We start from the raw sequence: 20,413 nt of genomic DNA, 5'->3' as shown, positions 1-20,413 counted from the left end.
AGAGCCCTGCACATGATATTTTGGTCGCTCGCTTTTGTGGTCACTGCCGTCGCCTGCGCCGCGCTCTATTATGCGGGGGCCGGGCGAAGGGTCAACGCGACTGCCACTGTTGTAGACAGCCCTGAGATCGCACACCTGAAGCTGCAGCTGAAGGAGATCGAGTCGGACCTCGCCCTGGGACGCCTCGGTGCGCCCGAAGCGACTGCGGCGAAGGGCGAACTGGCGCGGGAGTTGATGCGGTTGAACGCCACGACGAAGGCGGCTACGGACCCGGGCACGCGTCGCGGCATCGTCGCCGCCGCGGCGGTGGTGACGGCGGTGCTGGCGTTCGGCGTCTACGGTGCGCTTGGTCGTCCCGACCTGCCGGCGCAACCGTTGGCCGAACGGCAGGACGTGCCGCCGCCCGAGATGACGCTCGACGATGCGATCGCCCGGATCGAGGCGCAGTTGAAGGCCAAGCCCGAGGATCTGCGCGGCTGGACGGTGATCGCGCCGGCCTACATGCAGATGGGCCGCTACGCCGATGCCGCCAATGCGCTGCGCAAGGCGATCGAGCTCGATGGCCCCACCGCCGACCGTGAGACCGATCTCGGCGAAGCGCTGATGATGGCCAATAACGGCAACGCCGCCGGCGAACCGCTGGCGCTGTTCCGCAGCGCCTCGAACCGCGACGTCACCCATGTCCGCTCGCGCTACTATCTCGCCAGCGAAGCCGCCCGCGAGGGCGATTTCGAGACCGCCAGAACCGAGTGGCAGGGGCTGCTGAAGCTCAGCAAAGGCGGCGAAGCCTGGGTGGCCAACGCCGAAGCGGGCCTGGCCGCGGCGGAAGCCGGGCTGGGCGGCGACATGCCGGCCAATGCCGACATCGCCGCCATGGTTGAAGGGCTGTCGAGCCGGCTCGACCAGGGCGGCGGTACGATCGAGGAATGGACCCGGCTGGTGCGCTCGCGGCTTGTGCTGGGTCAAACCGACCTGGCGCAACAGGCCTATGATGCGGCCCGCAAGGCCTACCCGGCGGCGGCCGAACGCGCGGAACTCGATGTTCTCGCAGCGGATAATGGATTGGTAGCAAGCAATTGACTCGTAAGCAGAAACGCCTCGCCATCATTGCCGGTCTGGGCGCCGTCCTTGCCTTTGCCGCGACGTTGATCTTCGTGGCGATGCGCGACCAGATCGTGTTCTTCTATTCGCCGAGCGAAATTCACGAAAAAGCCATCGCCGCAGGCACGTCGGTTCGCCTGGGCGGGTTGGTGAAGGAGGGGTCCTGGAAGCGCGTGGGCGAGACCTCCGACTTCGTGGTGACCGATGGTCAGACCGAGATGGCAACGCATTATGTCGGGCTGCTGCCTGACCTGTTCCGCGAGGGCCAAGGGGTGGTGATCGAGGGCAGCGTCACTCCCGACGGCACGTTCGCTGCCACCAACGTGCTGGCCAAGCACGACGAGAACTACATGCCCAAGGAACTGGTCGAAGAACTGAAGAAGCGCGGCGAGTGGCAGCGCGAAGGGGCTCCGCTGTGATGGTGCCCTGCAGTTTCCGCAACCACGGAGTCATTCCCGCGAAAGCGGGAACCTCTGTTTGCGATGGTGCGGCGAGCGCAGAAAACGGAGGTTCCCGCTTTCGCGGAAATGACCCGGTGCAGGTGGCGACACGGGCGCCAGCGGGAGCCCGCACATGAGCATCGAACTCGGCCATTTCGCCCTTGTTCTGGCCTTCGCCATCTCGACCATCTCGGCCATCGTCGGGCTGATCTTCTGGAAGCGCGAAGCGCTGGCCGGCTATCTGCAGCAGGGAGCGGTGCTGCAGTTCGTGCTGGTGGCAGCGTCGTTCGCGGCGCTGATCCAGGCCTTCGTCGTTTCCGACTTTTCGCTGAAGCTCGCCTATGAGCACGCCAATTCGGCGCAGCCGCTGATCTTCAAGATCACCGCGGTGTGGGGCAACCATGAAGGCTCGATGCTGCTCTGGGTGCTGATCCTGGTGATCATGGGCGCCGCGGTTGCCGCCTTCGGGCGCAGCCTGCCCAAGGACCTGCTGACCCTGGTGCTGGCGGTGCAGAGCCTGATCGCCGCGGCCTTCACCGGCTTTACCCTCTTCACCTCGAACCCGTTCCTCCGCCTGACGCCGGCGCCGTTCGAAGGGCAGGACCTCAACCCGATCCTCCAGGATATCGGCCTCGCTATCCATCCGCCGCTGCTCTACCTCGGCTATGTTGGTTTTTCGGTCTGCTTCAGCTTCGCCATGGCGGCGCTGATCTCGGGCCGCATCGATGCCGCCTGGGCCCGCTGGGTGCGGCCATGGACGCTGCTCAGCTGGTGCTTCCTGACGCTCGGCATCGCCATGGGCTCCTACTGGGCCTATTACGAACTCGGCTGGGGCGGCTGGTGGTTCTGGGATCCGGTGGAGAATGCCAGTTTCATGCCGTGGCTCGCCGGCACCGCGCTGCTCCATTCGGCGCTGGTGATGGAAAAGCGCAACGCGCTGAAGATCTGGACGATCTTTCTCGCCATCATCACCTTCTCGCTGAGCCTGCTCGGCACCTTCATGGTGCGCTCGGGCATCCTCACCTCGGTGCATACCTTTGCGTCCGACCCGACGCGCGGCATGGTAATCCTGGCGCTGCTCGCCGCCTTCATCGGCGGCGCCTTCTCGCTGTTCGCTTTCCGCGCTTCGACGCTGCGCGTGGGCGGGCTGTTTGCGCCGATCAGCCGCGAAGGGGCGCTGATCCTCAACAACCTGTTCCTCGCCACCGCCACCGTGGCGGTGCTGGTGGGAACGCTCTACCCGCTGCTGCTCGATGCTTTGGTCGGCGAGACCATTTCCGTGGGCGAGCCGTTCTTCAACCTGACCTTCGGCGTGATCATGGCGCCGCTGCTGATCATTCTGCCGTTCGGACCGTTCCTCGCCTGGAAGCGCGGCGACGTGATCGCGGTGACGCAGCGGCTCGCCGGGGCCGCAGGCCTGGCGCTGTTCGCCGCGGTGCTGTGCTTTGCGCTCACTGGCGGCGAGGTGTCGCTGGCGCCGCTGGGCCTGCTGCTCGGCTTCTGGGTAGCGTTCGGCGCGCTGGCCGAACTGATCGATCGGGCGAAGTTCTTCCGCACCGATGTCGTCACCTCGTTCAAGCGCCTGTTCGGCCTGCCGCGCACGGCATGGTCGACGGCGATCGCGCATTTCGGCATTGGCGTCACGGTGATCGGTATCGTTGCGGCCACCGCCTGGCAGCAGGAATTGGTGACCACCATGGTGCCGGGACAGGGCGTCGTGATCGCTGAGCACCAGGTGACGTTCGAGGGCATGGAGCATGTCGAGGGGCCGAACTTTGTCTCCGACACCGGCCGCTTCGCCATCCGGGCTCCGGGGGGTGGGGTGCGCACCGCGCTGGCTGAGCGGCGCGTCTACAATGCCAGCGGCCAGCCGACCACTGAAGCGGCGATCGAGACCTATGGCTTCAGCCAGCTCTACGTGCAACTGGGCGAGCCGCAGGCTGACGGCAAGTCGGTGGTGCGGCTCTGGTACAAGCCCTACGTCACACTGATCTGGCTCGGCTGCCTGTTGATGGCCGGCGCCGGTTTCCTGTCGCTGAGCTACCGCCGGCTGCGCATCGGCGCCCCGCGACCGGCCGCCACCCGAGTTGCTGCAGAATGAGGGCGCTCATTGCCCTTATGCTGCTGGTGCTGCTGAGCGCCCCGGCGCTGGCGGTGCGTCCCGACGAGGTGCTGGCCGATCCGGTGCTCGAAACCCGGGCCCGCGCCATCTCGGAAGGCTTGCGCTGCCTCGTCTGCCAGAACCAGTCGATCGACGATTCCGACGCCGACCTGGCGCACGACCTGCGCGTGCTGGTGCGCGAGCGCCTGACCGCGGGAGATAGCGACCAGCAGGTCCGGGATTATCTCGTCGCGCGCTACGGCGAATATGTGCTGCTTAACCCGGTCATGGCGCCGCACACGGTGCTGTTGTGGATCGCCGCCCCGGCGGTTCTGGTGATCGGCGGCATCGTGGTGTTCATCGGCGCACGACGCAAACGCGCCGCCGGCCAGACCGCGCTGACCGAAGACGAAGCCAAGGCGCTCGAGGAACTGGAGCGCTGAGCGCTAGTGCGCGCCAAACAGGATCGGCACGGTCGCTGCAACCAGCAGCACCGCCGCGCCGATGTTGAAGGCCGTGGCATAGGCCGGCTGGACGAGGAAGCGGCGCAGCGCGGCCCCGCCGGCGGACCACACAGCAACACAGGGGATCGAGATCAGCGCCATCGCCGCCGCCGCGAGCCCCAGGTTCAGCGCATAGCCGTCGGCCGGCAGATAGGTGGCGGCAGCGCCGGTGGTGATGGCCCAGGCCTTGGGGTTGATCCACTGGAAGGCGACTGCTCCGGCAAAGCCGAGCGGCGGACGCTCGTCCGCCTCGACATCGATCGGCCCGCTGCGCGCGATCTTGATCGCCAGCCAGACCAGATAGGCGGCGCCCGCCCAGCGCATCGCATCGTGCAGCGCCGGAAACGACTGCAGCAGCGCGCCGATGCCGAGCCCGACCGCGATCAGCTGCAGCGCGACGCCCACGGCGATCCCCGCGACCAGCGGCATCGAACGGCGGACGCCGACCCGCACGCCCGAAGCGAGCGCCATCATGTTGTTGGGCCCTGGGGTGCCGGTAAGCACGACGCAGAAGATCAGGAAGGGGATGAGGATAGCTGGATCGGTCATGGCCCGGAGAGTACAGCGGCCGATAGGGTGCGGTGTTGCAATCTGCAGCGCCATCCGGCAGTACTGCGCAACAAATGAATAATCTTGACCGCATTGACCAACAGATATTGCGTGAGCTGCAGCGTGACGCGCGCATCCCGAACCTGCGCCTGGCGGAGCGGGTAGGGCTGTCGCCTTCGGCCTGCCTCAGGCGGGTGCAGGAACTGGAGCGGAGCGGCATCATCAAAGGCTACCGCGCCGTGCTCGACCGCTCGCGGCTGGGCGCCGGGTTTCGCGCCTATGTGTCGGTGGGCCTCTCCAGCCACACCAAGGCCAGCCAGGAGGCGTTCGAAAAGGCGGTTGCGCTGTCGCCCGAGGTGGTCGAGTGCCACAACGTCACCGGTTCGATCGAATACCTGCTGCGCATCGAAGTCGCCGATATCGAAGCCTACAAGGCGTTTCATACCGACGTGCTGGGGACACTCCCGACGGTCAGCGCGATCACCACTTTCGTGGTGCTGGGCTCGCCCAAGGATGAGCGGGCTTAGGCTAGTCTTGAGGCTCGATCTCTCCGACATCTCTCCCGCCAAGGGGGAGATGAAGACCGATGGGTCCGACGCTTGTCGCGACTCGGCGCGCAGCGCTACGCATTCCTCGTGTCCCTCCCCGACCTGCTCCCCGCCGATCTCGAACTCACGCTGGCGCTGGCGCTCATCCTGCTGAGCTTCGTCACCTCGCTGATCACCGCCACGTTCTCGCTGGGCGGCGGCACGCTGATGGTGGCGGTGCTGGCGCTGGTGTTCCCGCCGCTGGTCGTGGTGCCGCTGCATGGCGCTATCCAGCTCGGCTCGAACAGTGGGCGGGCATTGGTGCAGCGTGCGCATATCCAGTGGCCGCTGGTGCTGTGGCTGTCGCTTGGTGGGGCGATCGGCACCGTTGTCGGCGGGCAGTTCGCCAGTCTCTTGCCTGCGACCGCGCTGCAGATTGCCATCGGCGCTTTCGTGCTGCTCACCACTTGGCTGCCGCAACCCAAGATCGTCGGCCGCTCGCGACTGGCGCAGGTGATCGGCGGCGGGGTGATAGCCGCGGTGTCGATGGTGGTCGGAGCCACCGGGCCACTGGTCGCGGTGTTCATCAAGGGGCTGGCCGACCGACGGCAACTGGTTGCCACCCACGCCATGCTGATGACGCTGCAGAACAGCTTCAAGGTGGCGATGTTTGTGGCTATCGGCTTTGCCTTCGCCGCCTACCTGCCGTTGATCGCCGCGATGGTCGCTTCGGGCTTCGTCGGCACCGCGATCGGCAGCCGGCTGTTGGTGAAGGTGCCCGAGGCGGCATTTCGCTGGGGCTTCAAGCTCGTGCTGACGCTGGTGGCGCTCGATCTGCTGCGCGAGGCGCTGTTTTGAACGCTTGGCAAACGTTCGGGAACATTACCGATAATTAACGCCCGGGTCACCGTGCAGAAAGGCGACGGGCTCCATATCTCTGGCCCATCAAGAGTGCCTGACTGAAGGAGATCATCATGCCCTCGACTAAGTTCAACGCTCGCCGCTGGCTCGGGGCTTCGGCTCTGGCGATCCTCGCCGGCATCGGTGGTGGTACCGCCTTCGTTGCGGCAACCGCCCCCTCCACCGCACAGACTGCTACCCTGGTTCCCGCCGCGCAGATCACCGCGCCGGCCGTGACCAACGCCCCGAACTTTGCCGACCTCGTCGAGGCGGTGAAGCCGGCCGTGGTCTCGATCATCGTCGAGGGTGGCGAGAAGGCAGATGCCCGCGACCTGCAGCGCGGTGGCCCGCAGTTCAAGTTCGATTTCCCGGATCTGCCGAACGATCATCCGTTCCGCGACTTCTTCGAGCAGTTTGGTGAGCAATTCGGCCAGGGCGGCCGTGGCGGCCCCGGCGATGGCCCGGCGCGTCCGCAGGCGCCGCGCAAGTTCATGGCGGCCGGTTCGGGCTTCGCCATCTCGGCTGACGGCTACATCGTCACCAACAACCACGTCGTCGACAACGCCGACAAGGTGACCGTGGTGTTCGACGACGGCAAGGAGATGACCGCCAAGGTGATCGGCACCGACGAGAAGACCGATCTCGCGGTGGTCAAGGTCGATGGCGTCACCGACCTGCCATTCGTCAAGCTGGCCGATAACGAAGTACGCGTCGGCGAGTGGGTGGTGGCCGTGGGCAACCCGTTCGGCCTTGGCGGCACCGTGACCGCCGGTATCGTCTCGGCCCGCGGCCGCGACATCGCCGGTTCGGCTTATGGCGATTTCCTGCAGATCGACGCGGCGGTGAACACCGGCAACTCCGGTGGTCCGGACTTTAACCTCCAGGGTGAAGTGGTCGGCGTGAACACCGCCATCTTCTCCCCCAATGGCGGCAATGTCGGTATCGCCTTCGCCATCCCGGCCAGCGTCGTCAAGCAGGTGACCGGCCAGCTGATCCAGAGCGGCACCGTGACCCGCGGCTTCCTCGGCGTCGGCATCCAGGACGTCAACCGCGACATCGCCGACAGCGTCGGCCTGAAGGATGCGGCTGGCGCACTGGTCACCGAACCCACCAAGGACAGCCCGGCCGATAAGGCCGGCGTCAAGTCGGGCGATGTGATCACCGCGGTCGATGGCCAGGCCGTCAGCAACGCGCTCGACCTGAGCCGCACCATTGCCGGCAAGAACCCCGGCACCGCTGTGGAACTGTCGGTGTGGCGCGACGGCAAGGAGCAGAAGATCTCGGTCACCCTGGGCAAGCTCGAAGAGACGGCCAAGCCGTCCGAAGAGCAGCAGCAGGCTCCTGCCGAGGAACCGGCCGCTCCGGCTCCGACCAGCGTCGGCCTGACCCTCGTGCCGAACTCGGGTGGTGAAGGCCTCTTGATCCAGGACGTCGATCCGAACTCGGCTGCCGCCGAGAAGGGCTTCGCCGTGGGTGACACCATCCTTGAGGTCAACAACCAGGCCGTGTCGTCGGTCGCCGACTTCGAGAAGGCCGTGCAGGGCGTCAAGGACGCAGGCCGCAGCACCGCGCTGGTCAAGGCGCAGCGTGACGGCAACACGCGCTTCATCGGCCTGCCGATCACCGAAGCCAAGTCGTAATCACTGCTGGGCTCCGGGGCATCTGCTCCGGGGCCCGTTCCCTTACGTCGTCCTCGCCAAGACCGGGATCCGCAAGGGTTCCGGTCTTTGCCGGAATGACGCAGAATAGCGTGGGGCTAGCGACATGAAGATTCTGCTGATCGAAGACGACCGCGAGGCCGCGAGCTACCTGATCCAGGCGCTCGACGAAGCGGGTCATATCACCCACCATGCCAGCGACGGCGAGACCGGCTATGCCATGGCGTCGTCGATGGATTACGACGTGCTGGTGGTCGATCGCATGCTGCCGCGTCGCGACGGCCTCTCCATCATCGAGAGCCTGCGCGCCGAGGACGACAAGACCCCGGTGTTGATACTCTCGGCACTGGGCGAGGTCGATGACCGGGTGACCGGGCTGCGCGCCGGCGGCGACGACTATCTGGTCAAGCCCTACGCCTTCACCGAACTGCTCGCGCGCATCGAAGTACTGGCCCGCCGCTCGTCGCCGGCCGAGGCCGCGACCAGTTTCGAGGTCGGTGGGCTGGCGCTCGATCGGCTCAGCCGCAAGGTGGAGCGCGACGGCGAGCAGATCCTGTTGCAGCCGCGTGAGTTCCGTCTGCTCGAATACCTGATGAAGAATGCCGGCAAGGTGGTGACCCGCACCATGCTGCTGGAGAACGTCTGGGATTATCACTTCGACCCGCAGACTAACGTCATCGACGTGCACATGTCGCGGCTTCGCGCCAAGATCGACAAGGGCCACGCCAACCCACTGCTGCACACCATCCGCGGTGCGGGCTACATGATCCGCGACTGACGATGTTCAGGCTCGCCCAGCTCTGGCGCACGACGACCGTGCGCCTCACCGCGCTCTTCATCGCAATCTTCGTGATCTTCGCGGTGGTGCTGCTCGGGCTGATCACCTGGCAGACCTCGGTACAACTGCAGCGTCAGCAGACCGACGCCATCGACCGCGAAGCGGTCCAGTTCAGGCGGCTCGACAGCGACGGCGGCTTCCGCGCCACCATCATCGCGGTGCAGCGGCTGGCGAGCCAGCCGGGCCCCGGCATCTACTACCTCGCCGATCCCGCCGGCCAGTTGATCGTCGGCAACGTCACCGACCTGCCGCCTGAAGTGCTGGCCGAGGCCGGCACCTACAGCTTCAACTATTCCAAGCCCCGGCTGTTCGACGATCCGGACAGCGAGGCCGACGACCCGACGCCGCAGCGTCAGGGCTACGCCATGGTGCGCTCGGACAAGCTGCCCAGCGGGCTGATCCTCGTGGTCGGGCGCGACATAGTCGAGCGGCGCGGCTTTACCGCCATCGTGCTGCAATGGTTTGCGGTGGGCGCCGGCGGCATCCTGCTGTTCTCCCTGGTGGCCGGGGTGCTGACCGCGGTGCGGGTGCTGCGCCGCATCGACACCATCTCGTCGACCTCCAACAAGATCATGTCAGGCAACCTCAGCGAGCGCGTGCCGGTCACCAGGCGCAACGACGAATTCGACGCGCTCGCCACCAACCTCAACCTCATGCTCGACCGTATCGAAAAGCTGATGCAGGGGATGAAGGAGGTGACCGACAATGTCGCCCACGATCTCAAGACCCCGCTGACCCGGCTGCGCAACCAGGCAGAATCGGCGTTGCGCGATGGGCAGGGCGAGGAGACCCGCAAGCAGGCGCTCGAGACGACGATCGAAGAGAGCGACAAGCTCATCAAGACCTTCAACGCGCTGCTGATGATCGCGCGCGCCGAGGCCGGCACGCCATCGGGCGCACTGAGCGAGATCGACCTGAGCGCGGTGGTGACCGACGTCGCCGAACTCTACGGCCCATTGGCCGAAGACGAAGGGCTGACCATCGAGACCGACATTGCCGAGGACATTAGGATCAACGGCAACCGCGAACTGCTCGGGCAGGCGCTGGTGAACCTGATCGAAAACGCGCTGAAATACTATGAGCCCGAGGCGGGCAAGGCCGGTCGGATCACCGTCAGCCTCAGGCGTGACGGCAGCCGGGTGCGTATCGACGTGGCCGATAACGGCCCAGGCATTCCGGTCGAAGACCGGGGCAGGGTGATCGAACGCTTCGTGCGACTGGAAAAGAGCCGGACCGAGCCCGGATCGGGATTGGGCCTGTCCCTGGTTGCCGCAGTGGCGCAACTGCACAAAGGCGAGCTGCGGCTCGAGGACAATTTGCCGGGGGTGCGGGCAGTCATCGACCTGCCGGCCTGAGAGCGCCAAACTCCATGCAATTTGCGATGGTCTTGTAAACCGGTGGAGATGGAAGCCGTGGCATGAGGCAAGCATGACCACCTTCGTTGTCCACATACCGGCCGCAGAAGTCCACCGGTTCTACATGTTCGATCAGGGCGCCGTGCAAAGGGTGCCCTCACCTCATGTGGTCAGTCTCCGGCCGGACCGCTCGATCATGGTCGTGCGCACCACCTTCCGCACCGTTAGCAAGATGGCCAAGATGTTCCCCGACTGGCACTTTCAGGCGTTGCTCGGGGCTTAGTGGGCCCGGCCTTCGACACATCCACCGGCTGTCATCCCAGCGAAAGCTGGGACCCAACTATCCGCCGGCGCGAGCTGTGAAATGGGTCCCTGCTTTCGCAGGGATGACACCTGGTGGTTGAGGCACCACCGTGCGCATCAGGCACTGGGTCAACCTCAGTGGGCCGTCTGCACCGAGGTCTCGCCGATGCCGATGCCGGCGACTTTGCCGCCCTTGATCACGTAACCGATATACTGGGCGATGTCGGAGTAGCCGCCCGGGCGGTCGGAGCGGTAGGCGATCTTGCTGCCCGAGGCGGCGCCGAAGGTCGCCTTGAGCTCGGCGGTGGAGGCGCCGAGGCCCGGGATGCCGAAGTTCGGCGCGGTGAGCCCGGCTGGCGCGGTGTCACAGCTCTTTGACGGCTTGCTGGCGGCCTCAGCCGCCACCATCATGACGAACTCGTATCCGCCAAGCGCGTTGGAGATGAACCACATATTGGCGCCCTCGGCGCCGTAGCACAGCCAGTCGGCGCGGCCGGCGCCGTCGCCCTCGCGCCGGATCGTGCCGCCGAAGGCCTTCTGCACGTCCTTGAGCTTGGTGCGCTGCAATTGCACGGTCAGCTTGCCGACGCCGATCGCCTTGACCGGTGCCTTCTCGATATTGGCTTTGCTGAAGTTGAAGCTGTTGCCGAAGATCGCCTGGCCCATGCCGTCGAGACCGGCAGCGGAGGCGGGGATGGCAGGGAGGACGAGGGCGGCCAGAAGGGTGGCAATAAGGGCGGCAATACGGGTGCGCATGCGGGGCTCTTCGGATTTGGCTGGCGCGGGAACATAGCGATGCCGATGCCGAAATCCAGTGACTTTTAGGCTTAGCTAACCATGACCGGCCGGTCACGACGACGAAGGCCCATATGCGCTGAGTTATGCGATCGGTGCACTCACCGCCCCGACGGCGCCTCAAGCTCGGTGTCATCCCAGCGAAAGCGGACCCAACTCGCAGCTGGCACGGGGAGGCGAAATGGGTCCTTGCTTTCGAATGGATGACAGCCGTCCGTAACTCAGCGCATAGGGCCGGAGCCTCGGGCCGTCATCTCAGTATGGATTTCCGGCCTGCGCCGGAATGACATCCGGGGTGGGGCAGGGTATCGAGGGGACATGAAAGTCGCGCTCGAAACCCTTCTCGCTTCAGCCCCTTACCTCAGCGGCCTCGCCGATCGCCATGCCGACTGGTTCGCCGCAGCCAAACAGCTGTCGCCCGATATCGCACTGGCGGCGGCGCTCGATCAGGTGGCGAAGGTCGGACAGGAGGCTGCGACCGAGGACGAGATCGGGCGCGAGTTGCGCATCGCCAAGGGGCGTGTGGCGCTGCTGGCGGCAGTGTCCGAAGTCGAGGGGCGTTGGACCACGGCGCAATCGACCGCAGCACTCTCCGATCTTGCCGATGCGGCGCTCGACGCGGGGCTCGAGGTGCTGCTGCGGCTCGCCGCGGCGCGCGGGCTGACCGAGGCGACGGCAGCCAATTCGGGGCTGGCGCTGTTCGCGCTCGGCAAGCATGGCGGGCGCGAGCTCAACTATTCGAGCGACATCGACATCGTCGCCTTCTTCGATCCCGAGCAGGGGACGGTGAAGGAGCGAGGTGAGGAGACCAAGTTCTTCACGCGCATCGTGCAGCGGCTGGCGAGCCTGATGCAGGACCGCACCGAGCACGGCTATGTGTTCCGCACCGACCTGCGGCTCCGCCCCGACCCGGGCGCGACGCCGGTGGCGCTGCCGACAGAGGCGGCGCTGGCCTACTACGAGAGCCGCGGGCAGAACTGGGAGCGGGCCGCCTGGATCAAGGCGCGGCCCTGCGCCGGCGACAAACAGGTGGGGGAGCGGTTCCTCAAAGACCTCGCCCCCTATGTGTGGCGCAAGCACCTCGACTTCGCCACCATCGCCGACATCCAGGCGATGAAGCGCCAGATCAACATCACCAAGAATGTCGGCGATGCGCGAGTCGCCGGGCACAACGTCAAGCTCGGGCTGGGCGGCATTCGCGAGATCGAGTTCTTCACCCAGACCCAGCAATTGATCGCCGGCGGGCGCGACCAGGCGCTGCGGGTGCGTCCGACGGCGCTGGCGCTGAAGGCGCTCGCAGGGGCCAACTGGATTTCGAAGCGGGCGGCCGAGGATCTGACTCGGATCTACTGGTTCCTGCGCGGCGTCGAAAACCGGCTGCAGATGCTGCGTGACGAGCAGACCCACGTGATGCCCGAGGCCGAAGCCGATATCGCGGTGATCGGCACGCTGATGGGCGAGCCGAAACTGCAAGCGTTTGAAACGGCTTACCGGGCGGCGTTGAATCAGGTTGTCGGGTACTACTCCGACCTTTTCGCCGAGGGCGAGAGCCTGGCGGCGGGTGGCGGCAACCTGGTGTTCACCGGCTCGGACGACGACCCGGAGACTATCGAGACGCTGAGCGGCATGGGCTTCAAGGACCCGTCCAGAGCCATCGCCACGGTGAAGAAGTGGCACTATGGCAGCTACGCCGCGACCCGCGCCGCGGCGGCGCGGGCGCATCTCACCGAACTGCTGCCGGCATTGCTCTCGACCATCTCGGGCGCCGGCAATCCGGACGAGGCGCTGGCGCGCTTCGACGATTTCCTGTCGCGGCTGCCTTCGGGCGTGCAGCTCTTCGCGCTGCTGCGCAACCACGAGAACCTCCGGAGCCTGCTCGTCGCGCTGATGGCCTCGGCGCCGCGCATGGCCGACGCGGTGATCCACCGTGCGCATGTGATGGACGGGCTGATCGACCCCGCCTTCGCCGACGACGTGCGGCGACGCGAGACGTTGCTCGGCAAGATCGAAGCGTTCTTCGCCGATGCGCGCGACTACCAGGACGTGATCGACCGGGCCCGCATCATCGGTCAGGAGCAGATGTTCCTGATCGCCGCAGGCTTGCTGGCCGGCTCGATGGATGCGGCGCGGGCAGGGGAGCAGTTCACCACCCTGGCCGAGGCGCTGCTGACCCGGCTGTTCGATGCAGTGCGCCGCGAGTTCGAGAAGCGGCATGGCGTAGTGCCCGGTGCGCGCGTGGCGCTGCTCGCCTTCGGCAAGATGGCGAGCCGCGAGATGACGGCGCGCTCCGACCTCGACTTCATCATGCTCTACGACACCGCCGGCGCCGACGAGTCCGACGGCGAGAAGCCGCTGGCGGCAAGCCAGTACTACGCCCGGCTGACGCAACGGCTATTGGCGGCGCTGAGCGCCCCGACCTCCGAGGGGGTGCTCTACGAGGCCGACATGCGGCTGCGGCCCTCCGGCAATGCCGGCCCGCTCGCCACCAGCCTTGCCGGCTTCATCCAGTATCACCACGAGAGCGCCTGGACCTGGGAACACCTGGCGCTGAGCCGGGCCCGCGTCGTCTACGCCGACGGAGAGCTCGGCGCCAAGGTCGATGCCACGGTAGCGGAGATCCTGGGCCGGCCGCGTGACGCGGCAAAGACCATCGATGACGTACTGACCATGCGCGCCCTGATGAGCAAGGAGCGGCCACCGCGCCATGCCTTCGACCTGAAGCTGGCTGCGGGCGGGCTGGTCGACCTCGAGTTCATCGCGCAGTCGGCGCAACTGGTGGCCGGCGACACGGTGGCGGCCCCGCAGGCCACCACGGGCGTGGTGCTGCGCCGCCTGGCCGAGACCGGCTTGGTGCCCGAGGGGCTTAGGCTGGCCGAGATCCTCGAGCTCTATTCCACCGTGCTGCAGGTGATGAGCGCCGCGCTGGCCGACCCGTTCAAGGACGAGGGCTGGACCGAAGCGTTCCGCGAACTCCTCGCGCAGCGCACCAACACTCCGAACTTCGAACGGCTGGCTGCCGACGTGCGGGAGATGGCAGGCGAGGTCAGCGCCGCTGCCGGCGCGTGGTATGCCAAGGCGCGCGGGCTCTAGCTCTCACGTCCCGATTGGCGCATGGCCGAGGCCGTAGGCGGTGAGGAACAGCGCCCAATCGTTGATGATGTGCGCGCCCGCCGACACCCAGAGATTGCGGGTGACGAGGTAGGAAAGCGTCAGCACGACACGCGCCGTGCCGATGATGCCCAGGCACTGGAGGATATTCCAGTCATAGGTCGGCAGATGCAGGGCCGAGAACCACAGGGTTGAAACGACCACGGCGATGATGAGGCCGGTGCGCTTCGACAGCCCGAACCGGCTGACGCAGAGCCAGAGCACGGCAAGCAGCGGCAGCACAGTGGCCAGCTCCTCGCCGATGAGCTGGATGAAGGTTCGCGCAAGGAACAGCACGAGTTCGGCGGGGCCAATGCCGGCGAGCGAGGTCACCGCCGGGTTCGCCGCCATTGGCATCAGCAGGCCGAGCAGGAAGCCGGCCGCCCCGGAGACGACAATGGTGAGTACTCCGAAGCCCAGCGACTGGCCGAACTGCTTGATGCCGTAGCGGCCAAACAGCGCTCTCCAATGCGGGCCGGTGACCATGGCGAGGGCGCCGAGCGGAATGGCGACGAACAGCACGGCCGGAACGAAGTTGAGGGGAACATCGCGCAGCGGCACGGCGACCAGAGCCGCAAGGCCAAGGGTCACGGCCAGCAGGATTACCAGCCAGCCGCGGCCGGAAATCTCGACCGGCCGTCCATCATAGAACGGCAGGTCCCTGTGTTCGCTCATCTTTGCCCCCGGTGCTCTTTCCAGCTTACCAGGTCATGGAACCCCGTTGGCGTCGAGGTGGGTCAGGCGGGGGCGTAGGCGACTTCCACATCCAGCACCCAGGTGATGCCGAAGCGGTCCCTGAGCATGCCGTAGAGCGGCGACCAGTTGGCCGGGGCGAGCGGGTGCAGGATCGTCGCGTCGGCCGCGAGCTTCTGCCAGTAGGGGGCGACCTCCTCGGCGTTGCTGCCGCGCACCGAGATGAAGACCGGGATCTCGCCTGGGTTCCAGCCGAGGCGCGATGGCACGTCGTAGGCCATGATGCGGAAGCCGTTGTCGGCCTCCACCTGGCCCCACATCACCTGGTCGGCTTCATCGGGGTTCTGCACTGCGCCGGCGTCCCGGTAGCTGACCACCACCTGCTGGCCGCCGAACACGGACTGGTAGAAGGCGAGGGCGGCGCGGGCATCGCCGCGGAAGTTGAGGTGGGTGGTGGTCTTGATGGTCATGGCGTGGCTCCTGTTTGCTGGCCTGATGCGACCTGCTATAGCGGGGCCCAACTGCCACTTTCTGTCAGTTGGATGATGGCTCGACCCGACCGGCTGTTTCGCCTCCTGCAGGCGATGCGCGTAATGCCTGCACCGATTACCGCCGCTCGCCTCGCCGAGGAGACCGAGGTGTCGCTGCGCTCGCTCTACCGCGACATCGACAGCCTGAGGGCGGCCGGTGCGCGGATCGAAGGGGAGCGCGGTTACGGCTACCGGCTGATTGAGGATTACGCGCTGCCGCCGCAGACCTTTGATCGCGATGAGATCGAGGCGCTGGCGCTGGGACTGGCCGAAGTGAAACGGATGGGCGATCCGGCTTTGGTGAAGGCCGCGACCTCGGTGCTCGCCAAGGTCGCGGCGACGCTGCCGGACGATCGCGAGCAGCATCTGTTCCACGCGGTCTCGCAGGTTTACCGACCGGACGCACGCTTTGCCGCGGGGCTCGATATGAACACCGTCCGGCAAGCGTGCTGGCGCGAAGAGGCGCTTGCCATCCGCTACACCGACAAGGCCGGCGCAACCTCCGAGCGCACCATCCTGCCCTTGGCCATCGTCTACACCCAGGGGACGCTCACCGTCCTCGCCTGGTGCTGCCTGCGCGAAGCGTTCCGGATGTTCCGGTCGGACGGGATCGGCGAGTTGTGGCTCACGGGGACCAGCTTCCGGCCGCGACGCGTGGTGCTGCTGCGGGAGTATCTGGCGGAGCTGCAGGGGCGGAGGACGGGATAGCGATGATGTTGCCTTGCAGCTTCACCAAAGTGGGACCAACTCGCGGCCCGTGTCAGCGGACAAACGGGTCCCAGCTTTCGCTGGGATGACATCGGGGGTGAGACGAGCCCGGCGGCTACCGAAGTCCCTAAGCCGCCTTCGCCGCTTCCTCGGCCAACACCGGCAGGCTCACCGCCACCGTGGTGCCGAGCCCCTGCCGGCTGTCGATCGCGAGGTGGCCGCCCGAGAGTTCGGCAATGGCGCGGGCGATGGCGATGCCGAGCCCAGCGCCTTCCCGGTCGCGGGTCAGCGCCGCGTCGCCGAAGACAAAGGGCTGTGACAGCGTGGCGAGGCGTTCGGCGGTCATGCCGATGCCGGTGTCGGTGATTTCGAGCACCACGCCGTCGCTGCCGGCATAGGCGGCGAGGGTGACCTTGCCGCCGCGTGGGGTGAAGCGCACAGCGTTCTCGACCAGGTTGGAGACCATCCGCTCCAGCGCGAAGCGGTCGGCGGTGAGCATGGCGGTGCAGGGCCCACCCAGACCGAAGATGACCCCGGCGTGCTGCGCCTGGCCGGCAAAGCGGCGGAACACCCCGACCAGCAACTCGTCGGCGGTGAAGCGGTCGCTGCGCAGCTCTCGTCGGCCGCCTTCGAGTTCAGCCAGTTCGAGGATCGAGCCGAAGAAGCCGAGGAGACGCTCGCCCGAGGTTTTCACCGCTTCGACATAGCCGAGGTAGCGGGGGTCGCCGAGCGCGCCGTAGGGCTGCTGCCGCATCATGTCGGCAAAGCCGATAATGTGGTTGAGCGGCGTGCGGATGTCGTGGCTGAGATGGGCCAGGAAGCTGGTCTTAGAGCGGCTGGCGGCCTCGGCGCGGAGCTTTTCTTCGTGATAGCGCCGGGCAAGCAGGCGCTGCTCCTCGCGCACCGTGGTCAGCAACTGGTTGGTGCGCCGGCTCTCGGTGACATCCATCAGCAGCGTGACGAAGCCGGAGCCGGCCAGCGGGCGTTCCTCGATGAGGAGGGTGGAGCCATCCTCGCGATGCAGCTCGAGCAGGCGGTTCTCGAAATCCTCGCGCACCGATTGCATGTAACCGCCCTGCGCCAGGCCCTTCACCACTTCGTGGTAGGCCGCGCCGGCCGCCAGCGCGTCGGGCGCCACGCCCAGGCGCTCGGCGAAGCGGTCGTTGCTGGCCAACAGCCGCGCATCGGCGCCCCAGCAGGCGACGCCGAACGGCAGCGTGTCGATCAGTGCGGCGTAGCCGCTGGCGGTGTCGCGGCCGGTTGCGCGGACGAGCAACCACTCCAGCACGCCGATGATGGTGCGGCGCAGCCAGTTGCCGCGCATCAGTCCATCAGGCGCGCGGAATCGCTTCGCCTCGTCGCCGGATTGCTCCGTCGGCCGCATCAAGTTCTCCGTCTATGTGATTGGAGCGACCCAGTGATTTGCCCCTTGGCGGGGACTTTGAATCGGCTTCGTCGTCACTGTCCAGAGGGGTTTCTGAACGGCGCGACGGCGAAGCCAAAATCGTGAGTCGGCTGAATCACTTAGCGGGAAAGAAAAATTCTTCTAGCGCTAAGGTTCTGTTAACCAGCCAGCGTCCGCTCAAGGATATCGGCGGTGTTGCGGCTGAGCTCACCCGATTCCTGCAGCGATTTCAGCGCCTTCTCGGCCTCCCCCTGACGTACGGATTCGAAGCTGCGCCATACGCGGAAGGCCGTAAGCACGCGCGCCGCGACCTGCGGGTTGCGTTTGTCGACATCCCCGACGAACTCGGCGAGGAAGCGGAAGCCGGCGCCGTCCTTGCGGGCGAACTGCGTTGGATTGTTCATGCCGAAGGTCGCCATCAATGCCCGCAGCCGGTTGGGGTTGTTCCGTGGGAAATCCGGCGAGGCGAGGATGGCCTTGATGCGCTCGAGCGCCGCGTCGTCGGCGGCGAGCGCATTGAGCGACAGCCACTTGTCGAGCACCAGCGGATCTGCGGTGTACTGCCGGTAGAAATCCGACAGCAGCGCATCGGCGTCGGCGGTCCACGACTGCACCACCGTCGAAAGCGCCGACAGCCGGTCGGTCATGTTGAGCGCCCGCTCGTATTGCTCGCGCGCCAGCTTGTCCGCGCCCTCGGCCCGGCCGAGCACCAGCAGGGCGAGCGCAGTGTTCTTCATCGAACGCCGGCCGGTCTGTTGGAAATCCGGCGAGTAGGCGAGCCGGCTGTCATTGGTCAGGTAGACCTTCTCCAGCGTCGGGGCGAGCCGGGCGACCAAAGCCGTCATCAATCCGGCGCGCACCTCGTGGACCCGGTCCGGGTCGACATTGCTGCCGATGGCGCGGGCGATCGTCTGCTCATTGGGCAGGTTCAATGCCAGCGCCTTGTAGGCGGGGTCGAGCTCCTTGGAGCCCAGCGTCTCCTCGAGTGCGTCGGCGACAGCGGCGACCTGCGCGTCGCTCCAGGCCTTGCCGCCGATCGCCTCGAGCATCAGCCGCATCGACACGTCCTGCAGCGCCTGCCAGCGGTTGAAGGGGTCGGCATCGTGGCGGGCGAGGAACAACTGATCGGCTTCGCTGGCATTGCTGCTAAGTTGCACCGGCGCCGAGAAGCCGCGGAACAGTGACGGTACCGGGCGGTTCGGGATGCCGGTGAAGCTGACGCTGACCTTGTTGGTGTCCATGACGATCAGGTCATCGCGCACCTCGCCACCGGACACCGAGGCCCAGGTCATCGGGCTGCCGTTCGGGCCGATGAGGCCGAACTTGATCGGCAGCACCATCGGCTGCTTCTCGTCCTGGCCCGGCGTCGGCTTGTTCTCCTGCACGATATCGAGCGTGTAGGTCTGCGTCGCCGCATCGAACCGGTCGGTGATGCTGACCTCGGGCGTGCCGGCCTGCAGGTACCACTGCTGGAAGTGCTGCAGGTTCTGGCCCGAGGAATCCTCGAACACCTTGATGAAGGCCTCGATTGTCGTCGCCTCGCCGTCATGGCGCTCGAAGTAGAGATCCATCCCCTTGCGGAAGCCGGCTTCGCCCAGCAGCGTCGCCAGCATGCGGACGATCTCGGCGCCCTTCTCGTAGACGGTCGCCGTGTAGAAGTTGTTGATCTCCTTGTAGCGATCCGGCCGCGCCGGATGGGCGAGCGGGCCGCCATCCTCCGGGAACTGCGTCTGGCGCAACTGGCGTACGTCGTCGATGCGGTTCACCGGGCGCGAGCGCTCGTCCATCGAGAACTCCTGATCGCGGTAAACCGTCAGGCCTTCCTTGAGGCAGAGCTGGAACCAGTCACGGCAAGTGATTCTGTCGCCTGTCCAATTGTGGAAATACTCGTGCGCGATGACGCTCTCGATGTTGATGTAGTCGGCGTCGGTAGCGCTCTCCGGTTTGGCGAACACCAGCTTGTCGTTGAAGATGTTGAGGCCCTTGTTCTCCATCGCGCCGAAGTTGAAATCGGAGACGGCGACGATGTTGAACACGTCGAGATCGTACTCGCGGCCGAAGCGGCGCTCGTCCCAGGCCATGGAACGCTTCAGCGAATCCATGGCGTAGAGGCACTCGCTCTCCTTGCCGTGCGCGCAATAGATGCCAAGCGCCACGTTGCGGCCCGAGGCGGTGGTGAATTCATCATGGATCGAGCCGAGATCGCCCGCCACCATGGCGAAGAGGTAGGCCGGCTTGGGGAACGGATCTTCCCACACCGCGAAGTGCTTGCCGTCGGGCAGGGCCCCCCTTTCGACAAGGTTACCGTTGGAGAGCAGGATCGGGGCGAGCGCCTGGTCGGCGGTCATCCGCACCTTGAACGGCGCCAGCACGTCGGGGCGATCGAGATAGTAGGTGATGCGGCGGAAGCCCTCGGGCTCGCACTGCGTGCACCAGGTGCCGTTGGAGCGATAAAAGCCCATCAGCCGGATGTTCTTTTCCGGCTCGACCGCGACTTCGGTCTCGAGCACGAAGCGCTTGTTCGGCGGCTGATGGATGGTGAGGCCGGTCGGCGTTGCCTCGTAGGCGGTCAGCGCCTGCGGCAGCCCGTCGATGGCGACGGTGTGCAGGGTCAGCTCCTCGCCGTCCAGCACCAACGGCGTGCCGGGCGCGGTGTTGGCGCGCGGCACCAGCGTCAAGAGAGCACGGATCACCGAGGTGTCGGGGGCGATCCGGACGTCCAGTTCGACCTTCTCGATAGCGTAGGGGGTCTCGGCATAATCCTTGAGGAAGATCGTCTCTTCGTTCTCGCCGCGCATCAAATTCTCCGCAACATCAACTCGTTAACCAACTGTGGCGCAGGCGCAACAGCCGAATCCCA

Annotated in this window: 18 protein-coding genes; 12 read left to right on the top strand and 6 right to left on the bottom strand. The window is 66.2% G+C overall.

All coding sequences use genetic code 11. From position 1 onward, the window contains the following. Positions 1-12: 12 nt before the first annotated feature. The 4 genes from ccmI to AC1ROK_RS22540 all read left to right on the top strand — a co-directional run bounded on the left by ccmI (position 13) and on the right by AC1ROK_RS22540 (position 4,085). Positions 13-1,080: a c-type cytochrome biogenesis protein CcmI gene (ccmI, locus tag AC1ROK_RS22555; protein ID WP_492851095.1), complete on the top strand. Its 1,068-nt coding sequence runs from the start codon at positions 13-15 to the stop codon at positions 1,078-1,080. Continuing rightward, complete coding sequence (gene ccmE, locus AC1ROK_RS22550) at positions 1,077-1,520, top strand: cytochrome c maturation protein CcmE (RefSeq protein ID WP_492851093.1); 444 nt, start codon at positions 1,077-1,079, stop codon at positions 1,518-1,520. The genes ccmI and ccmE overlap by 4 nt, the downstream gene beginning before the upstream one ends. 154 nt (positions 1,521-1,674) lie before the next feature. Then, on the top strand, positions 1,675-3,642 hold the full coding sequence (locus AC1ROK_RS22545; protein WP_492851091.1) for a heme lyase CcmF/NrfE family subunit: 1,968 nt from the start codon (positions 1,675-1,677) through the stop codon (positions 3,640-3,642). Then, the gene (locus tag AC1ROK_RS22540; RefSeq protein ID WP_492851089.1) at positions 3,639-4,085 is read left to right on the top strand and encodes a cytochrome c-type biogenesis protein; all 447 of its coding nucleotides are present in this window, start codon (positions 3,639-3,641) and stop codon (positions 4,083-4,085) included. Before AC1ROK_RS22545 ends, AC1ROK_RS22540 begins: the two co-directional genes overlap by 4 nt. Positions 4,086-4,088: 3 nt before the next feature. On the opposite strand, the gene AC1ROK_RS22535 is transcribed toward AC1ROK_RS22540, so the two are convergent. After that, positions 4,089-4,694, bottom strand: coding sequence for a LysE family translocator (locus AC1ROK_RS22535; protein WP_492851087.1), 606 nt, complete (start codon positions 4,692-4,694; stop codon positions 4,089-4,091). Between the two features lie 74 nt (positions 4,695-4,768). Here AC1ROK_RS22535 and AC1ROK_RS22530 point away from each other — a divergent pair, with 74 nt between their 5' ends. From AC1ROK_RS22530 to AC1ROK_RS22505, 6 genes are all read left to right on the top strand, one after another. Next, positions 4,769-5,221, top strand: a complete 453-nt coding sequence (locus AC1ROK_RS22530; protein ID WP_492851085.1) for an Lrp/AsnC family transcriptional regulator — start codon at positions 4,769-4,771, stop codon at positions 5,219-5,221. Positions 5,222-5,293: 72 nt separating this feature from the next. Beyond that, the gene (locus AC1ROK_RS22525) at positions 5,294-6,079 is read left to right on the top strand and encodes a sulfite exporter TauE/SafE family protein (RefSeq protein ID WP_492851083.1); all 786 of its coding nucleotides are present in this window, start codon (positions 5,294-5,296) and stop codon (positions 6,077-6,079) included. A gap of 116 nt (positions 6,080-6,195) precedes the next feature. Next, positions 6,196-7,761: a Do family serine endopeptidase gene (locus tag AC1ROK_RS22520; RefSeq protein ID WP_492851081.1), complete on the top strand. Its 1,566-nt coding sequence runs from the start codon at positions 6,196-6,198 to the stop codon at positions 7,759-7,761. Positions 7,762-7,885: 124 nt separating this feature from the next. Beyond that, positions 7,886-8,557, top strand: a complete 672-nt coding sequence (locus AC1ROK_RS22515) for a response regulator transcription factor (protein ID WP_055997263.1) — start codon at positions 7,886-7,888, stop codon at positions 8,555-8,557. 2 nt (positions 8,558-8,559) lie between these two features. Beyond that, a complete protein-coding gene (locus tag AC1ROK_RS22510) occupies positions 8,560-9,972 on the top strand; it encodes a sensor histidine kinase (protein ID WP_492851080.1) in 1,413 nt (470 codons plus the stop codon). A 73-nt stretch (positions 9,973-10,045) separates the two neighbouring features. Continuing rightward, on the top strand, positions 10,046-10,255 hold the full coding sequence (locus AC1ROK_RS22505) for a hypothetical protein (protein WP_492851078.1): 210 nt from the start codon (positions 10,046-10,048) through the stop codon (positions 10,253-10,255). Between the two features lie 155 nt (positions 10,256-10,410). Here the strand turns inward: AC1ROK_RS22505 and AC1ROK_RS22500 are convergent, their stop codons facing one another. After that, positions 10,411-11,031, bottom strand: a complete 621-nt coding sequence (locus AC1ROK_RS22500; protein ID WP_492851076.1) for a hypothetical protein — start codon at positions 11,029-11,031, stop codon at positions 10,411-10,413. Positions 11,032-11,388: 357 nt separating this feature from the next. Between AC1ROK_RS22500 and AC1ROK_RS22495 the strand changes: the two genes are divergently transcribed. Beyond that, positions 11,389-14,160: a bifunctional [glutamine synthetase] adenylyltransferase/[glutamine synthetase]-adenylyl-L-tyrosine phosphorylase gene (locus AC1ROK_RS22495; RefSeq protein WP_492851075.1), complete on the top strand. Its 2,772-nt coding sequence runs from the start codon at positions 11,389-11,391 to the stop codon at positions 14,158-14,160. Between the two features lie 3 nt (positions 14,161-14,163). On the opposite strand, the gene AC1ROK_RS22490 is transcribed toward AC1ROK_RS22495, so the two are convergent. Together AC1ROK_RS22490 and AC1ROK_RS22485 are read right to left on the bottom strand one after the other, a co-directional pair. After that, complete coding sequence (locus AC1ROK_RS22490; protein WP_492851073.1) at positions 14,164-14,892, bottom strand: CPBP family glutamic-type intramembrane protease; 729 nt, start codon at positions 14,890-14,892, stop codon at positions 14,164-14,166. Positions 14,893-14,954: 62 nt separating this feature from the next. Beyond that, the gene (locus tag AC1ROK_RS22485; protein WP_492851071.1) at positions 14,955-15,380 is read right to left on the bottom strand and encodes a VOC family protein; all 426 of its coding nucleotides are present in this window, start codon (positions 15,378-15,380) and stop codon (positions 14,955-14,957) included. A gap of 75 nt (positions 15,381-15,455) precedes the next feature. Here AC1ROK_RS22485 and AC1ROK_RS22480 point away from each other — a divergent pair, with 75 nt between their 5' ends. Continuing rightward, the gene (locus AC1ROK_RS22480) at positions 15,456-16,148 is read left to right on the top strand and encodes a helix-turn-helix transcriptional regulator (RefSeq protein ID WP_492851325.1); all 693 of its coding nucleotides are present in this window, start codon (positions 15,456-15,458) and stop codon (positions 16,146-16,148) included. A 127-nt stretch (positions 16,149-16,275) separates the two neighbouring features. Here AC1ROK_RS22480 and AC1ROK_RS22475 read toward each other — a convergent pair whose 3' ends face one another. Both AC1ROK_RS22475 and pepN read right to left on the bottom strand, forming a co-directional pair. Then, on the bottom strand, positions 16,276-17,532 hold the full coding sequence (locus AC1ROK_RS22475; protein ID WP_492851069.1) for a sensor histidine kinase: 1,257 nt from the start codon (positions 17,530-17,532) through the stop codon (positions 16,276-16,278). A 179-nt stretch (positions 17,533-17,711) separates the two neighbouring features. Further along, positions 17,712-20,351 carry an aminopeptidase N gene (pepN, locus tag AC1ROK_RS22470; protein ID WP_492851067.1) on the bottom strand — a complete coding sequence of 880 codons (2,640 nt, stop codon included), beginning with the start codon at positions 20,349-20,351 and terminating at the stop codon, positions 17,712-17,714. Between the last annotated feature and the right edge of the window lie 62 nt (positions 20,352-20,413).

This window comes from Devosia sp. GW821-FHT12F11 (genome assembly GCF_058806655.1).
The sequence above is the reverse complement of the archived record's forward strand: the minus strand, read 5'-3'. Positions and strand labels throughout refer to the sequence as shown.

Excerpts from the sequence above, each read along its gene's own strand:
- AC1ROK_RS22530 (WP_492851085.1), top strand. The coding sequence starts at position 4,769 with ATGAATAATCTTGACCGCATTGACCAACAGATATTGCGTGAGCTGCAG.
- AC1ROK_RS22475 (WP_492851069.1), bottom strand. The coding sequence starts at position 17,532 with ATGCGGCCGACGGAGCAATCCGGCGACGAGGCGAAGCGATTCCGCGCG.
- AC1ROK_RS22495 (WP_492851075.1), top strand. The coding sequence starts at position 11,389 with ATGAAAGTCGCGCTCGAAACCCTTCTCGCTTCAGCCCCTTACCTCAGC.
- AC1ROK_RS22520 (WP_492851081.1), top strand. The coding sequence starts at position 6,196 with ATGCCCTCGACTAAGTTCAACGCTCGCCGCTGGCTCGGGGCTTCGGCT.
- AC1ROK_RS22485 (WP_492851071.1), bottom strand. The coding sequence starts at position 15,380 with ATGACCATCAAGACCACCACCCACCTCAACTTCCGCGGCGATGCCCGC.
- AC1ROK_RS22545 (WP_492851091.1), top strand. The coding sequence starts at position 1,675 with ATGAGCATCGAACTCGGCCATTTCGCCCTTGTTCTGGCCTTCGCCATC.
- AC1ROK_RS22490 (WP_492851073.1), bottom strand. The coding sequence starts at position 14,892 with ATGAGCGAACACAGGGACCTGCCGTTCTATGATGGACGGCCGGTCGAG.
- ccmI (WP_492851095.1), top strand. The coding sequence starts at position 13 with ATGATATTTTGGTCGCTCGCTTTTGTGGTCACTGCCGTCGCCTGCGCC.
- AC1ROK_RS22480 (WP_492851325.1), top strand. The coding sequence starts at position 15,456 with ATGGCTCGACCCGACCGGCTGTTTCGCCTCCTGCAGGCGATGCGCGTA.
- AC1ROK_RS22535 (WP_492851087.1), bottom strand. The coding sequence starts at position 4,694 with ATGACCGATCCAGCTATCCTCATCCCCTTCCTGATCTTCTGCGTCGTG.
- pepN (WP_492851067.1), bottom strand. The coding sequence starts at position 20,351 with ATGCGCGGCGAGAACGAAGAGACGATCTTCCTCAAGGATTATGCCGAG.
- AC1ROK_RS22515 (WP_055997263.1), top strand. The coding sequence starts at position 7,886 with ATGAAGATTCTGCTGATCGAAGACGACCGCGAGGCCGCGAGCTACCTG.
- AC1ROK_RS22540 (WP_492851089.1), top strand. The coding sequence starts at position 3,639 with ATGAGGGCGCTCATTGCCCTTATGCTGCTGGTGCTGCTGAGCGCCCCG.
- AC1ROK_RS22500 (WP_492851076.1), bottom strand. The coding sequence starts at position 11,031 with ATGCGCACCCGTATTGCCGCCCTTATTGCCACCCTTCTGGCCGCCCTC.
- AC1ROK_RS22510 (WP_492851080.1), top strand. The coding sequence starts at position 8,560 with ATGTTCAGGCTCGCCCAGCTCTGGCGCACGACGACCGTGCGCCTCACC.
- AC1ROK_RS22505 (WP_492851078.1), top strand. The coding sequence starts at position 10,046 with ATGACCACCTTCGTTGTCCACATACCGGCCGCAGAAGTCCACCGGTTC.